The following is a 14411-nucleotide window of genomic DNA, read 5'->3' as shown; positions in this document are numbered from 1 at the left end:
CCTCCGTTGTAGGGGCGCGATAAGTGAACTGCGCCCTGATTACAGACATAAACTGTGAACTGTATTGCACTCTATCCCTTTGAAGGTGAATGAACATTGCTAGCCAATGTGACCTCTGTCAAAGTATCGCCCTCACACCGGAGGGATCATGGTTCTGCAATCTACGCGTTGGCTAGCTCTCAGTTATTTCACCTATTTCTTTTCTTACGGCATCTTCTTACCTTTTTGGGGCGTTTGGTTAAAGGGTGAAGGCATACCGCCTGAAACCATCGGTATTCTGCTCGGCGCCGGTCTGGTTGCCCGCTTCCTTGGTAGTTTGTTGATTGCCCCTCGGGTAAAAGATCCCTCTCATCTGGTGACGGCATTACGCCTGCTAGCGTTACTGACGCTGGCTTTTGCCATTGGGTTCTGTTTCGGCAACGGCTGGGGCTGGCTGATGTTGGTGATTGCCGGCTTCAACCTGTTCTTTTCGCCGCTGGTACCGCTGACCGATGCGCTGGCCGGCACTTGGCAAAAACAAATTACCCTGGATTACGGCCGGGTGAGGTTATGGGGCTCGCTGGCGTTTGTGATTGGTTCGGCGCTGACCGGACAGATGATTTCCGTCTGGGGCCACAACGCCATCCTCTACAGCCTGATCATCAGCATACTGGCGATGCTGTTGGGCATGATGCTGAAACCGAGCGTGATGCCACAGGGCGAGGCGCGTACTCACAGCGAAGCCGATCGTTCACTGTGGGAGATGCTTAAGGAAGGGCCAGTCTGGCGCTTTCTGTTGTGCGTAACCCTGTTACAGGGCGCACATGCCGGCTATTACAGTTTCGGTTCTATCTATTGGCAGGAAGCGGGCTACTCGGCTTCGACCATTGGTTACTTATGGTCGCTGGGCGTGGTGGCGGAAGTGATTATTTTCGCCAGCAGTAATTTCCTGTTCCGTCGCTGGAATGCACGCAATCTGCTGCTGCTCTCCGCCTGCTGCGGGATACTGCGCTGGGGCCTGATGGCCAGTAGTACCGAACTCGGGTGGTTACTGGTGATCCAAATTCTGCACTGCGGCACCTTTACCGTTTGCCACTTGGCGGCGATGCGCTTTATCGCCGCGCGCAAGGGGCCGGAAGTGATCCGGCTGCAGGCGGTCTACTCGGCGCTGGCGATGGGCGGTGGTATTGCGATTATGACGGTGATCGCCGGCTTCCTGTTTGAGCATCTGCAGGGTGGGGTGTTCTGGGTGATGGCGGCCGTGGTGGTGCCGGCGCTGTTTATCCGCCCGCCGGCAGTTACGGTCAGCGGTAGTCGTTAAGAGGTTTCCAGCAGCGCACGGATGACTTTGCGCTGCTGGCGCTCTAACGGTAATTCGGTATGAATCAGCGGTGGCTGCGGTTCAGCGTGCTCCGTGGCATAAGGGGTGATCACCAACGTCACCCCCTGCGGTGCACCGGAGTGCAGATAGTCGCGCAGCGGCAGATATTTGATGTTCAACGGCAGTAACGTTAATTCGCGGATCTGATATTCCACTTCCTCTTCCAATTGCGGGTTGTCCAGCGTTAGCAATAACACCTGCTTTTCCTGCAACGCATTGCCCTGCATCAGCCAGGCACCGAAACTGATGGCGACCAGCCCGGCTTCTTCGCTGGAAAAATGAATGCCGTACTCTTGTTCGAGCGGTGCCAGTGCCTCCTGAGCGGTACGCATCAGGCGTGGATACTTGCGCTGCACTTCTTCCAGCAGCGAGTTATCGATGCCAATCTCAAAGCGACAGCGTTCTACCGCCGGTGCCAGGTGGGCAAACAGTTGGCTGATCAAATCCTCTTTACTGCTGAAGGTCATGCCGGAAATCTGTTGGAAGCGCTCGACCATATTTTCAATCGCTGCCATCAAGCGCAGATCTTCCGCTGAGTCGTTACTGTGGTAGTTGTGATTTTTCAGCATGGTGAACATTAACACCAGAAAGTCGCTTTCGCTGGCCTCGGGTGGCAGGACAAAAAGCTGATTCAGTGATTGATGCAGCCAGCCGGCGGCCTGATGCTCCGGCTTCTGATGCAACCAGTCGCGTTGGGCGGGGCTGAAGGTCGGGTGCCGCTGGCGTTGGGTTTCCCATGCGCAGTAGCGCAGGTAGTGCTGCAGGAACTGACGATCGCGCCGATCAAAGCTGCGATTGATCAGCGTTTCACACTCACTGATGTATTGCTCTAACTGCGGTGTCAGGTCGATGCTTAGTCCCAGCGCCTGCTGTAGCCAGTGGGAAAAATGTTGCTCGATAAATTCCGGGCTGCAGCGCAGGGCTCGTCGCAACCAGTGGAGCAGGCAGAGGCGTTGGTTGAGCGCGCTGCCCCTGATCCGGTAACCTTCGTCGGGATTGCCGTCGATCTCCAGGTGGTGGAAACGCTGGATTTCACTGGCAACCTCGGCTATATCTTGCCGGGTGATAGGGGGGGCGACGCCATTAATTTGGCTGATAGTCTCCAGTTGTACTGCGGGCACCGGCGCATACAGCATCAATAACAGATGGCAGCGTCGTTGTTGACCGGAGAGCTCAGGCACGGGGCCAGTGTCCAGGCTCATATCACCTTCAGGCAGGTCACGTTTAAATTATGAATAAGCATAGCAAATGGCGCTGCGCGGCGTGGCAACGGCACCCGGTTTTACTTCGGCTTACAACTTTCGTCACAATTATTGGGCGGAACGGCGGTGGTTGAAGAACGGTTGATGTTACTTTATAACAATAATGAGTATCGTTTGATGATGAAGTTACGTTTTATTTTTGCCGGGTTTTTAACGCTACTCAGCACCGGCGCTGTCGCTCACCCGCACAGCTTTATTGATATGAACACCACCTTTGTGGCTAAGGATCAACAGCTGGTTGGCTTGAAAATGGTTTGGGTTATGGATGAAATCACCTCGGCGGATCTGCTGTACGATGCGGAAAATGCCAAAAACGACTCGGAAGTGTGGAAAAAGCTGGCGGCACAGGTGATGGCCAATGTCCTGGGGCAACACTATTTCACCGATGTCTATCGCGACGGCAAGCCGGTGAAATACCTGAATCTGCCAACGGAATATCACCTTTCGCGCCAGGGGCACCAGGCGGTGCTGGAATTTATCCTGCCGCTGGCCGAACCGCAGCCGCTGGCGGGCAAGCCGTTTGAGATCTCCACCTACGATCCCACTTATTTTGTCGATATGACTTATAAAGATAAAACGGCAGTGCATTTGCCGCCGGAGATGAGGGCGCAATGCAAGTTTAAATTGATGACGCCGAAGCCGGACAGCTCCCTGCAGGCCTATGCGTTATCCCTCGATAAGAATGATTCACCCGGCGAAGATATGGCGCTGGGACAGCAGTTTGCCCAGCGAGTCAGCCTGCAATGTCAATAAACCTCAGCCAACACACCCCGCGTAAGCGACACTGGGCTTTCAGCCTTTGGCCGTTGTTGTTGTTTGCACTGTTGCTGGCGCTGGGTGCCCAGTTGGTGTGGCACTATTGGCCGCAGCTGTTGATGCAAAGCGTGGTGTGGCAAAAAGGCCTGCATCAGCAGTTGGCTGGCCTGTTGCAGCAGGTAAAGGCGGCGCCACAGCAAGCCGGGTTGGCGTTGATGCTGTTCAGCCTGAGCTATGGCGTGTTGCATGCACTCGGTCCCGGCCACGGCAAAGTGGTGATCGCCACTTATCTGGCCACTCATCCGGCGCGGCTGAAAAGCAGCCTGAAACTGACCTTTGCCGCTTCGCTGGTTCAGGGATTGGTGGCGATTGCCCTGGTGACGCTGATGCTGGTGGTACTGCAATTGTCGTCGCGGCAACTGCATCAGAGCAGTTTCTGGATGGAGAAGGGCAGTTTTATTCTGGTGATGCTGCTCGGGGTGTTGCTGAGCTGGCGAGCGCTGAAGCGTTTGTATCACGCGGTGAAAGCCATGCGTCCCTCTCCGGCTTTGCGTATCAACAGTCTGCAACCGCTACCGGCGGATCATGTTCATAGCGACCATTGCGGCTGTGGTCACCGCCATATGCCGAGCGACAGCGAACTGCAGGCGGGGAGTGACTGGCGTACGCAGATCGCCATCGTGCTGGCGATGGGGATGCGGCCGTGTTCAGGCGCAATACTGGTATTACTGTTTTCCAAGGTGATTGGCGTGTTTATCTGGGGCGTTTTCTCGGCGCTGGCTATGGCGCTGGGCACCTCGCTGACCATCTCATTGCTGGCGCTGCTGGTGCATTACAGCCGTCGGTTGGCGGTGCGTCTTAGCCGTTCACGCGCGCCTGCGGCCTGGAGCGCAGTCGCCTGGGGTTCGCTGGCGCTGGCCGGTGGCTTGATACTGTTGTTCGCCGGGGTGTTGCTGTATGTCACTGCCCAGTCGGAATTCATCGGTGGTATCCGGCCTTTCTCCCGCTGACCGGCATAAAAAAAGCGCTGCAAATATTGCAGCGCTTTTTCTTTATTCATTCACTTCGCGATATTAACGCTTCAGCGCTTCGCTCAGTTCTTCACGCATGGTGGAAAGCATGGCTTTCACTACGCGCGGGTTACCGGCTACCACGTTGCCGGAACTGAAGTGGTTGTGGCCGCCAACAAAGTCGGTCACCAGGCCGCCAGATTCGCGCACCAGCAGTTCACCCGCGGCGAAATCCCATGGCTTCAGGCCAATTTCGAAGAAACCGTCAACGCGACCGGCGGCCACATAGGCCAGATCCAGCGCGGCAGAACCGGTGCGGCGGAAATCGGCACACTGAGTGAACAGTTTGCCAACGATGTTGATGTAAGGGGTTGCGTGCTGCTTCACCTTGAACGGGAAGCCGGTTGCCAGGATGGTGCCATCCAGGTCTTTGGCGTTGGTACCGCGCAGACGGTAACCGTTGAGCTGTGCGCCCTGGCCGCGAGCCGCGGTGAACAGTTCGTTACGCATTGGATCGTAAACCACAGCCACTTCAGTACGGCCTTTGATGCGTACGGCGATGGAAACTGAGAAGTGTGGGAAACGTTTGATGAAGTTTGATGTGCCATCCAGTGGATCGATCACCCATTGCACATCTTTATCTTCGCCGACCAATTCGCCGCGTTCTTCGGTAACAATAGAATGTTGCGGATAGGACTTGCGAATGACGTCGATGATCAGATGCTCTGCATCGCGATCGACGTTAGTGACAAAGTCATTGGTCCCTTTCTGGCTCGCTTCTACAGCGTCCGGGGTTTCGTAGTTTTTGGCAATCAGGTTACCGGCCTTGCGCGCAGCGCGCACGGCGATCGTCAGCATCGGATGCATGGGTATCTTCCAACTAGGATGTTAAAGAACAGGAAACGGCGCGAAGTATAGCAGGTGTTCGGCAAAATGCCTACGGCTGTGTTAAGCTGCTGTGATTTTCCGCTACGCTCAGAGTTTGTATGCTGCATAACATCCGCATTGTTCTGGTAGAAACCTCTCATACCGGTAACATGGGCTCGACCGCCAGAGCCATGAAAACCATGGGATTAACCAACCTTTATTTGGTTAATCCGCTGATAAAACCTGATTCTCAGGCGATTGCCCTGGCCGCAGGCGCCAGCGACGTGATCGGCAACGCCACCATTGTTGACACGCTGGATGACGCCATTGCCGGCTGCAGTCTGGTCGTGGGCACCAGTGCGCGTTCACGCACCTTGCCGTGGCCAATGCTGGAACCGCGTGAATGCGGCATACGCGCCGTGCACGAAGGTGAACATGCTCCGGTCGCGCTGGTGTTCGGCCGTGAACGTGTCGGCCTGACCAATGATGAGCTGCAAAAGTGCCATTATCATGTCGCCATTCCTGCCAACCCGGATTACAGCTCGCTGAACCTGGCGATGGCCGTGCAGATCCTGGCGTATGAAGTGCGTGTGGCTTACCTCGATCGCCAACAGGTGGGCGCGCCGCAGCTGGAAGAAACCCCTTATCCGTTGGTGGACGACCTCGAACGTTTCTATCAACATCTGGAACAAACGCTGCAGCATAGTGGCTTCATTCGTCCGTCCCATCCGGGGCAGGTGATGAGCCGTTTACGCCGTTTGTTCACCCGCGCGCGGCCGGAAGCTCAAGAGCTGAATATCCTGCGTGGCATGCTGACGTCGATCGAGAAACAGGATAAACATCAAGGTAATTAATTTGATGTGAAATGACGGCTGGCGGTAATAGTATTAGTTATCTAATGGTTATAATGTGTATTTTATATGCATATTATATGGCTTAGTCCAAAACGTGCTAATACTTGAGTAAATTACTAGGTTAAATAGTTGACTGATTTACTCAGGAATGTCAGACTTTCGGCCATGTTTGACCAACAGGTAACCACTTAGCTATGAGACTGACATCCAAAGGCCGTTATGCCGTAACCGCTATGCTTGACGTGGCATTGCACTCCCAGGAAGGGCCCGTACCTCTGGCGGATATTTCTGAACGCCAGGGTATTTCGCTCTCTTATCTGGAACAATTATTCTCCCGTCTGCGTAAGAATGGCCTGGTGGCCAGCGTACGTGGACCGGGCGGTGGTTATCTGCTGGGCAAAGACGCAAGTGAGATTGCCGTAGGTGCAGTTATCACGGCTGTCGATGAATCGGTAGATGCAACCCGTTGCCAGGGTAAAGAAGGCTGTCAGGGTGGCGATCGCTGTCTGACCCATACCCTGTGGCGCGATCTGAGCGAGCGCATCAGCGGGTTCCTGAACAACATTACGCTGGCTGAACTGGTAAACAACCAGGACGTGCTGGTGGTGGCGGACCGTCAAAACAACGATACCCGTCGCACGGCCAACGGTCGTCAGCAAGAAACTATCAACGTTAATCTGCGCGCATAAGCAGCTGGCGATATTTTTTTAGTTTTTGGAAGTGATGTACGGAGCACAAGAGCAATGAAATTACCGATTTATTTGGATTACTCAGCAACGACGCCGGTTGATCCGCGCGTTGCTGAGAAAATGATGCAGTTTTTGACTCTGGACGGGACTTTTGGTAACCCGGCTTCCCGTTCCCACCGTTTCGGGTGGCAGGCGGAAGAAGCGGTAGATATCGCCCGTAACCAAATTGCTGAACTGGTTGGCGCTGACCCGCGCGAAATCGTGTTCACTTCCGGAGCCACCGAATCCGATAACCTGGCGATCAAAGGTGCTGCCAATTTCTATCAAAAGAAAGGCAAGCACATCATCACCAGCAAAACCGAACACAAAGCCGTGCTGGACACCTGTCGTCAGCTCGAGCGTGAAGGCTTTGAAGTGACCTATCTGGCACCGCAGAGCAACGGTATTATCAGTCTGCAGGCCCTCGAAGCGGCGATGCGTGAAGACACCATTCTGGTTTCGATCATGCACGTGAACAACGAAATCGGCGTGGTGCAGGATATCGAAGCTATCGGCGAAATGTGTCGTGCGCGCGGTATCATTTATCACGTTGATGCGACCCAGAGCGTGGGCAAACTGCCTATCGATCTGAGCAAGCTGAAAGTCGATCTGATGTCGTTCTCCGGCCACAAAATTTATGGCCCGAAAGGCATTGGTGCACTGTACGTGCGTCGTAAGCCGCGTATCCGTATCGAAGCCCAGATCCACGGCGGTGGCCATGAGCGCGGCATGCGTTCCGGTACTCTGCCAGTCCATCAGATCGCCGGTATGGGCGAAGCCTACCGTATTGCCAAAGAAGAAATGGCGACGGAAATGGCACGCTTGCGCACGCTGCGTGATCGTCTGTGGAACGGCGTGAAAGATATGGAAGAAGTGTATCTGAACGGCGACCTGGAGCACGGTGTTCCTAACATCCTGAACGTCAGCTTCAACTATGTTGAAGGTGAGTCGTTGATCATGGCACTGAAAGACCTGGCTGTATCCTCGGGTTCAGCCTGTACCTCCGCCAGCCTTGAGCCATCTTACGTGCTGCGCGCGTTGGGTATGACTGATGAATTGGCGCATAGCTCGATCCGTTTCTCTCTGGGGCGTTTCACCACAGAAGAAGAGATCGATTACACCATTCAACTGGTGCGTAAATCCATCGGCCGTCTGCGTGACCTGTCTCCACTGTGGGACATGTTCAAACAGGGCGTGGATATCAACAGCATCGAATGGGCACATCATTAATTCTCAGGATTCAGGAGCAAGGTCATGGCTTACAGCGAAAAAGTAATCGATCACTATGAAAACCCGCGTAACGTGGGTTCTTTCGACAACGAAGATCCGAGCGTTGGCAGCGGCATGGTGGGTGCACCGGCCTGTGGCGACGTGATGAAGCTGCAGATCAAAGTCAATAATGAAGGTATCATTGAAGACGCCCGTTTCAAGACTTACGGCTGCGGTTCCGCCATCGCCTCCAGCTCGCTGGTGACAGAATGGATGAAAGGCAAGTCTCTTGATCAGGCCGAAGCGATCAAAAACACCCAGATCGCTGAAGAACTGGAATTACCGCCGGTAAAAATTCACTGCTCTATCCTGGCCGAAGACGCCATTAAAGCAGCGATTGCCGACTACAAGAGCAAACATAGCGCCAAGTAATTATTTCTGAGTCATTTAGCCCGGCCTTGGTTGGGCTTTGAAGTGTGAGGTTGTGATGTCAATTACCATGAGCGACAGCGCTGCGCAGCGTGTTCAGGCATTTATGGATAACCGCGGCAAAGGCCTTGGCCTGCGTCTGGGGGTGAGAACCTCTGGCTGCTCCGGGATGGCGTATGTGCTGGAATTTGTTGACGATATGAACGATGACGACATCGTTTTTGAAAACAAAGGCGTTAAGGTGATCATTGACGGCAAGAGCCTGGTCTACCTTGACGGCACCGAGCTTGATTTCGTTAAGGAAGGCCTGAACGAAGGCTTCAAGTTCAACAACCCCAATGTCTCAAGCGAGTGCGGCTGCGGCGAAAGTTTCAACGTCTGACAGTCCATCGTGCTCCCCCGCCAGCCGCGGGGGAACTTCATTCGATAACGCCCAGAGCATGCTATGGATTACTTTACTTTATTCGGGCTGCCAGTTCGCTATCCCGTGGACGGCAGCCTGCTTGCATCTCGCTATCAGGATCTGCAGCGCCAATTCCATCCCGATCGTTTTGCCAGTCAGCCAGAACGCGAACGCCTGATGGCGTTGCAACAGGCTGCGACTATCAATGAAGCCTACCAAACGCTGAAGCACCCATTAAAACGCGCAGAGTATATGCTATCTTTGCACGGCTTTGATTTGGGCAACGAGCAGCATACCCTGCGTGATACCGCGTTCCTGATGGAGCAGTTGGAACTGCGCGAAGAGCTCGATGCCATTGAACACAAAGCGGATGCAGAAACTCTGCTGGCCAGCTTTGGTGCGCGGGTGAACGAGACGGTCAAACAGCGCAGCGCGCTGATGGTGCAACAGCTGGATAGTCAACAGTGGGTTGATGCCGCCGACACCGTGCGTAAGCTGCGCTTTTTGGACAAACTCCAGCAACAGGTTGAACAACTCGAAGAAAAACTGCTGGGTTTTGAGTAACACATTTTTGATTATGGAAGCTTCAATATGGCCTTATTACAAATTAGTGAGCCCGGCCTCAGCGCTGCGCCGCACCAGCGCCGTCTGGCTGCCGGTATTGATTTAGGCACCACCAACTCTCTGGTCGCCACGGTGCGCAGCGGGCAGGCGGAAACGCTGGCCGATGCTCAGGGGCGCGATTTACTGCCCTCTGTGGTGCACTATCAGGCTGATACCTTGCGTGTCGGTTGGGATGCGCGCCAGCAGGCAGCGCAGGATCCCGCCAATACCATCAGCTCAATCAAACGCATGATGGGCCGTTCATTGGCCGACGTGCAGCAACGTTACCCGAACCTGCCTTATCAGTTCCAGGCCAGTGACAATGGCTTGCCGATGATCGTCACTGCTGCCGGTGCGGTTAACCCGGTAGGGGTTTCCGCCGATATCCTCAGGGCACTTGCCGAGCGGGCGAAAACGGCGCTGGAAGGGGAACTCGACGGCGTGGTGATCACCGTTCCGGCCTATTTTGATGATGCACAACGCCAGGGCACCAAAGACGCTGCGCGTTTGGCCGGGCTACACGTGTTGCGCCTGCTGAACGAACCGACAGCGGCGGCGATTGCCTATGGTCTGGATTCCGGGCAGGAAGGCATTATCGCGGTGTACGATCTGGGCGGCGGTACCTTTGATATTTCCATTCTGCGGCTGAGCCGTGGGGTGTTTGAAGTGTTGGCCACCGGCGGGGATTCCGCGCTGGGGGGCGACGACTTCGACCATCTGCTGGCCGACTGGCTGCGTGAGCAGGCCGGTGTGGCTGACCGTAGCGATCACAGCGTACAGCGCCAACTGCTGGATGCGGCCATCGCGGCCAAAATTGCGCTGAGCGATGCTGACAGCACTGTCGTTGAGGTTGCCGGTTGGCAGGGCGAAGTGACTCGTGCACAGTTTGATGCGCTGATCGCGACTCTGGTGAAACGTACTCTGATGGCCTGCCGCCGTGCGCTGAAAGACGCTGGCGTGAGTGCCGAAGAAGTGCTGGAAGTGGTCATGGTTGGCGGTTCCACCCGCGTGCCCTTGGTGCGTGAGCAGGTCGGCACGTTCTTCGGCCGCACGCCGTTGACCTCGATCGATCCGGACAAAGTGGTCGCTATCGGTGCTGCGATCCAGGCTGATATTTTGGTGGGCAACAAGCCGGACAGCGACATGCTGCTGCTGGACGTGATCCCACTGTCGCTTGGGCTGGAAACCATGGGCGGTCTGGTAGAGAAAGTGATCCCGCGTAACACCACCATTCCGGTGGCGCGTGCGCAGGAGTTCACTACTTTTAAAGACGGCCAAAGTGCGATGATGATCCACGTGCTGCAAGGGGAACGTGAACTGGTGCAGGATTGCCGTTCGCTGGCACGCTTCTCGCTGCGTGGTTTACCGCCACTGCCAGCCGGCGGCGCGCATATTCGCGTTACCTTCCAGGTGGATGCCGATGGTCTGTTGAGTGTCACCGCGATGGAGAAATCCACCGGCGTAGAGGCTTCAATTCAGGTTAAACCGTCGTACGGTCTGTCCGACGCCGAAATCGCCGGCATGATCAAAGACTCGATGGCCAACGCGCAGAGCGATGTTGGCGCACGCATGTTGGCGGAACAGCGGGTTGAGGCGTCACGGGTGCTGGAAAGCCTACAGGGCGCACTGGCCAGCGACGCCGCATTGCTGAGCGAAGCAGAAAGTACGGCGATCCCCGCGGCGGTGGAAGCTTTGCAACAGGCGACGCAGGGCACCGATCCTGCCGCCATTGAAGCCGCAATTAAAATATTAGATGCACAAACGCAAGACTTTGCCGCGCGCCGCATGGATGCTTCCATTCGCCGCGCGCTGGCTGGCCATTCTGTGGATGAGGTTTAATCATGCCTAAAATTGTTTTCCTGCCCCATCAAGATTTATGCCCGGAGGGGGCTGTACTGGAAGCCGAACACGGGGAGTCAATCCTCAATGTGGCGCTGCGCAACGGTATCGAGATTGAGCATGCCTGTGAGAAATCCTGCGCTTGCACCACCTGTCACTGCATCGTACGCGAAGGTTTTGACTCTCTTGAAGAGAGCAGCGAACTGGAAGACGACATGCTGGACAAGGCTTGGGGTCTGGAGCCGGAAAGCCGTCTGAGCTGTCAGGCGCTGGTGGCCGACGAAGATTTAGTGGTTGAAATGCCGCGTTATACCGTCAACCACGCGCGTGAAGGGTAAGAGGACAATAGGAATGGGACTGAAGTGGACCGACAGCCGTGAAATCGGCGAAGCCCTGTACGACCAATACCCGGATACCGATCCGAAAACCGTACGTTTTACCGACCTGCATCAGTGGATTTGCGATCTGGAAGATTTTGATGACGATCCACAGGCTTCCAACGAAAAAATACTGGAAGCTGTCCTGCTGGTCTGGTTAGATGAAGCGGAGTAAATAGCGTAACGGGCTGCCATAGGCGGCCCGTTTATTTTGTATCCGACATACCCGTCGCCTTTCAAGCTGCAGCGTTGTTGACTGCACCAGGTTACTCGTAGGGGGCGAATATATTCGCCCCGATTAGCAAGGGCGCAGTATACAGCGCCCCTACGAAGCCCGGGTGGTTATCGCAGCAACTTGAAACTCATAGGGTATACAATAAAAATCCCCAATAGATTTCGCGCAACAACGTGAAAATGAAGGGGAAATCCGGAGTAAGGCTATGACAACTGAATTCATGCTGGTAACGCTGTCGAACCAACCTGCTGATGCTCGCTGGGGCGAGAAAGCGCTGCTGAGCACCGGTACAGAAGGGATGACTATCCACCTGACCGGTAACGACAAACTGGGCAGCATTCAACGTGCCGCCCGTAAGATCGACGGGCAGGGCATCAAGAACGTCAAACTGGCCGGCGATGGCTGGGATTTGGAAAACAGCTGGGCGTTCTGGCAGGGTTTCCGTGGGCCGAAGGGCAAGCGCAGCGTCGAGTGGGCAGAATTGCCGGAAGCAGAAAGCAAAGAGCTGGAACAGCGCCTGAAGATTGTTGACTGGGTGCGTGACACCATCAACATGTCGGCGGAAGAGTTGGGGCCGGAGCAACTGGCTACCCGCGCGGTGGATCTGATGTGTGATGTCGGTTGTGAAGCCGTCAGCTACCGTATTACCAAGGGTGAAGATCTGCGTGAGCAAAACTACGCCGGTATTCACACCGTGGGGCGCGGTTCGGATCGTTCGCCGGTGCTGTTGGCACTGGACTTCAACCCGACCGGCAACCCGGAAGCGCCGGTGTTTGCCTGCCTGGTGGGCAAAGGTATCACCTTTGACACCGGTGGCTACAGCCTGAAACAAAGCGCCTTTATGGACTCCATGAAAGCGGATATGGGCGGTGCAGCCACCATTACCGGCGCATTGGCGCTGGCGGCGGCTCGCGGTCTGAAGCAGCGTGTGAAGCTGTACCTGTGCTGTGCCGACAACATGGTCAGCGGCAACGCCTTCAAACTGGGCGATATTATTCGTTACCGTAACGGTAAAACCGTTGAGGTAATGAATACCGATGCTGAAGGGCGTCTGGTGCTGGCCGATGGCCTGATCGATGCGTCCGCGCAGAACCCTCAGTTGATTATCGACTGCGCCACCCTGACCGGTGCGGCGAAAACGGCGGTGGGTAACGACTACCATGCGCTGTTCAGCTTCGATGACGCTCTGGCGCAAGAACTGTTGGCCAGTGCGGCCGCTGAACAAGAGCCTTTCTGGCGTCTGCCGCTGGCTGAGTTCCATCGGAGCCAACTGCCGTCCAATTTTGCCGAATTGAACAACGTGGCCGGTCCGGCTTACACGGCGGGTGCCAGCACCGCGGCCGCATTCCTGTCGCATTTTGTGACCAATTATCAGCAGGGTTGGGTGCACATCGACTGTTCCGCCACCTACCGTAAAGGTGCTGTGGATCAATGGGCTGCTGGCGCGACCGGCCTGGGCGTACGTGCTCTGGCCAATCTGTTGCTGAGCAAAGCCAAATAATTGAATGCCCACCAAGGTGGGCGTTAGAATGTCGTTTACCCTCGGGGCCCAGCATGCTGGGCCCCGTTATTTGATTGCTGGAGTTTGCCATGAGTTCTCACCATCACGAAGTCGCCACAGGCGAAAATGAACTTGAACGCCTGTTGAAACTGGCGGTGACGGAGCCGGCCCATCGTCCGGCATTCTTCCGTGAACTGCTCGACGCTACGGTGTTGATCCTCGGTGACAGCGAGCAGGTGCAACTCGGCGGTGACATCACGCTGAACGCCGATACACCGGTGAATATCCAGCACTGGGAAAAGCAGGACGGCGGCAGCATCATCCCATTCTTTACCTCGGTAGAAGCGTTGCAAAAGGCCGTTGAGGATGAACAGCCGTTTATCGCCATGCCGGCACGCGTCTTATTCGAGATTACGCAGGGTGCGGATCTGTTCCTCAACCCGAAGGCCGAGTACGGCAAAGAGTTTTATCCTGAAGAAGTGGCAATGTTGTTGGCGACCGGCGGTGTGAGCAAACCGGCAGAGCGCTATATCGATAAGGATACCCAGATCCTGCTGGGGCAGCCGGAAGAATACCCGTCGGCAATGGTCGATGCCTTGACCACGCTGTTCAGTCAGCGTAAGCCGGTGCGTCGCGCATTTCTGGCTCTGATGCACGATCAGGCGGTCGATGAAAAACCTAACCTGCTGGTTGGGCTGGAAGTGGATGGCGAGCAAGGCGACATTGAGGCATTGATCAACGAGGCGGGCAGCGTGGCCAGCGAAACCGCGCCTAATGATGAACCGGTGGATTTTTGCCTGGTATCGGAAGAGGAACGTGGCGTCAGCCATTATTTGATCACCCATACCCAACCCTTCTACCAGCGTCGCTGGGGCAGTTGGTTGCGTAATATTATTCCTTCGACGGATAAAACCCAGTAATCCTGTTTTTGCTGCTGTTCTCTGTATCAAAACTAAAGAGAGCGGCCAGCCTCGAAAG

General features: G+C 55.4%; 16 protein-coding genes. 14 read left to right on the top strand and 2 right to left on the bottom strand.

The annotated features are described in order from the left end of the window. Positions 1–148 precede the first annotated feature (148 nt). Positions 149–1300: a 3-phenylpropionate MFS transporter gene (locus OC597_RS19345; protein ID WP_261258950.1), complete on the top strand. Its 1152-nt coding sequence runs from the start codon at positions 149–151 to the stop codon at positions 1298–1300. Here the strand turns inward: OC597_RS19345 and csiE are convergent. Continuing rightward, complete coding sequence (gene csiE / locus OC597_RS19340; RefSeq protein ID WP_262210062.1) at positions 1297–2562, bottom strand: stationary phase inducible protein CsiE; 1266 nt, start codon at positions 2560–2562, stop codon at positions 1297–1299. The genes OC597_RS19345 and csiE overlap by 4 nt on opposite strands. Before the next feature lie 177 nt (positions 2563–2739). On the opposite strand from csiE, the gene OC597_RS19335 reads away from it, so the two are divergent. Together OC597_RS19335 and OC597_RS19330 are read left to right on the top strand one after the other, a co-directional pair. Continuing rightward, the gene (locus OC597_RS19335; protein WP_262210059.1) at positions 2740–3375 is read left to right on the top strand and encodes a DUF1007 family protein; all 636 of its coding nucleotides are present in this window, start codon (positions 2740–2742) and stop codon (positions 3373–3375) included. Beyond that, positions 3366–4388, top strand: a complete 1023-nt coding sequence (locus OC597_RS19330; protein ID WP_261258953.1) for a nickel/cobalt transporter — start codon at positions 3366–3368, stop codon at positions 4386–4388. The genes OC597_RS19335 and OC597_RS19330 overlap by 10 nt, the downstream gene beginning before the upstream one ends. A 63-nt stretch (positions 4389–4451) precedes the next feature. On the opposite strand, the gene suhB is transcribed toward OC597_RS19330, so the two are convergent. Further along, positions 4452–5255, bottom strand: coding sequence for an inositol-1-monophosphatase (gene suhB, locus OC597_RS19325; protein WP_085118289.1), 804 nt, complete (start codon positions 5253–5255; stop codon positions 4452–4454). Positions 5256–5374: 119 nt separating this feature from the next. On the opposite strand from suhB, the gene trmJ reads away from it, so the two are divergent. The 11 genes from trmJ to sseB all read left to right on the top strand — a co-directional run bounded on the left by trmJ (position 5375) and on the right by sseB (position 14353). Beyond that, the gene (gene trmJ, locus OC597_RS19320) at positions 5375–6109 is read left to right on the top strand and encodes a tRNA (cytosine(32)/uridine(32)-2'-O)-methyltransferase TrmJ (RefSeq protein ID WP_085118287.1); all 735 of its coding nucleotides are present in this window, start codon (positions 5375–5377) and stop codon (positions 6107–6109) included. Positions 6110–6303: 194 nt separating this feature from the next. Further along, positions 6304–6798: a Fe-S cluster assembly transcriptional regulator IscR gene (gene iscR, locus OC597_RS19315; RefSeq protein WP_085118285.1), complete on the top strand. Its 495-nt coding sequence runs from the start codon at positions 6304–6306 to the stop codon at positions 6796–6798. 54 nt (positions 6799–6852) lie between these two features. Further along, positions 6853–8067 (top strand): IscS subfamily cysteine desulfurase, encoded by a 1215-nt coding sequence (locus OC597_RS19310; RefSeq protein ID WP_085118284.1) that lies wholly within the window; start codon positions 6853–6855, stop codon positions 8065–8067. A 24-nt stretch (positions 8068–8091) separates the two neighbouring features. After that, positions 8092–8478, top strand: coding sequence for a Fe-S cluster assembly scaffold IscU (iscU, locus tag OC597_RS19305; protein WP_012146333.1), 387 nt, complete (start codon positions 8092–8094; stop codon positions 8476–8478). 55 nt (positions 8479–8533) lie between these two features. Further along, positions 8534–8857 carry an iron-sulfur cluster assembly protein IscA gene (iscA, locus tag OC597_RS19300; protein ID WP_085118282.1) on the top strand — a complete coding sequence of 108 codons (324 nt, stop codon included), beginning with the start codon at positions 8534–8536 and terminating at the stop codon, positions 8855–8857. Between the two features lie 63 nt (positions 8858–8920). After that, the gene (gene hscB, locus OC597_RS19295) at positions 8921–9442 is read left to right on the top strand and encodes a co-chaperone HscB (protein WP_262210055.1); all 522 of its coding nucleotides are present in this window, start codon (positions 8921–8923) and stop codon (positions 9440–9442) included. 27 nt (positions 9443–9469) lie between these two features. After that, positions 9470–11320, top strand: coding sequence for a Fe-S protein assembly chaperone HscA (gene hscA / locus OC597_RS19290; RefSeq protein ID WP_261258954.1), 1851 nt, complete (start codon positions 9470–9472; stop codon positions 11318–11320). A 2-nt stretch (positions 11321–11322) separates the two neighbouring features. Then, complete coding sequence (fdx, locus tag OC597_RS19285; protein ID WP_085118276.1) at positions 11323–11658, top strand: ISC system 2Fe-2S type ferredoxin; 336 nt, start codon at positions 11323–11325, stop codon at positions 11656–11658. Positions 11659–11671: 13 nt separating this feature from the next. Next, positions 11672–11872: a Fe-S cluster assembly protein IscX gene (iscX, locus tag OC597_RS19280; RefSeq protein ID WP_085118275.1), complete on the top strand. Its 201-nt coding sequence runs from the start codon at positions 11672–11674 to the stop codon at positions 11870–11872. Positions 11873–12137: 265 nt separating this feature from the next. Continuing rightward, positions 12138–13433 carry an aminopeptidase PepB gene (gene pepB / locus OC597_RS19275; RefSeq protein WP_198404410.1) on the top strand — a complete coding sequence of 432 codons (1296 nt, stop codon included), beginning with the start codon at positions 12138–12140 and terminating at the stop codon, positions 13431–13433. Positions 13434–13522: 89 nt separating this feature from the next. Then, complete coding sequence (gene sseB, locus OC597_RS19270) at positions 13523–14353, top strand: enhanced serine sensitivity protein SseB (RefSeq protein WP_099062672.1); 831 nt, start codon at positions 13523–13525, stop codon at positions 14351–14353. The last annotated feature ends 58 nt before the right edge of the window (positions 14354–14411 follow it).

It is taken from the genome of Serratia proteamaculans, from assembly GCF_946227095.1.
GTDB classification, from domain to species: domain Bacteria; phylum Pseudomonadota; class Gammaproteobacteria; order Enterobacterales; family Enterobacteriaceae; genus Serratia; species Serratia proteamaculans_E.
Note: the sequence above shows the minus strand (reverse complement) of the source record. Positions and strands in the feature narration are given on the sequence as shown.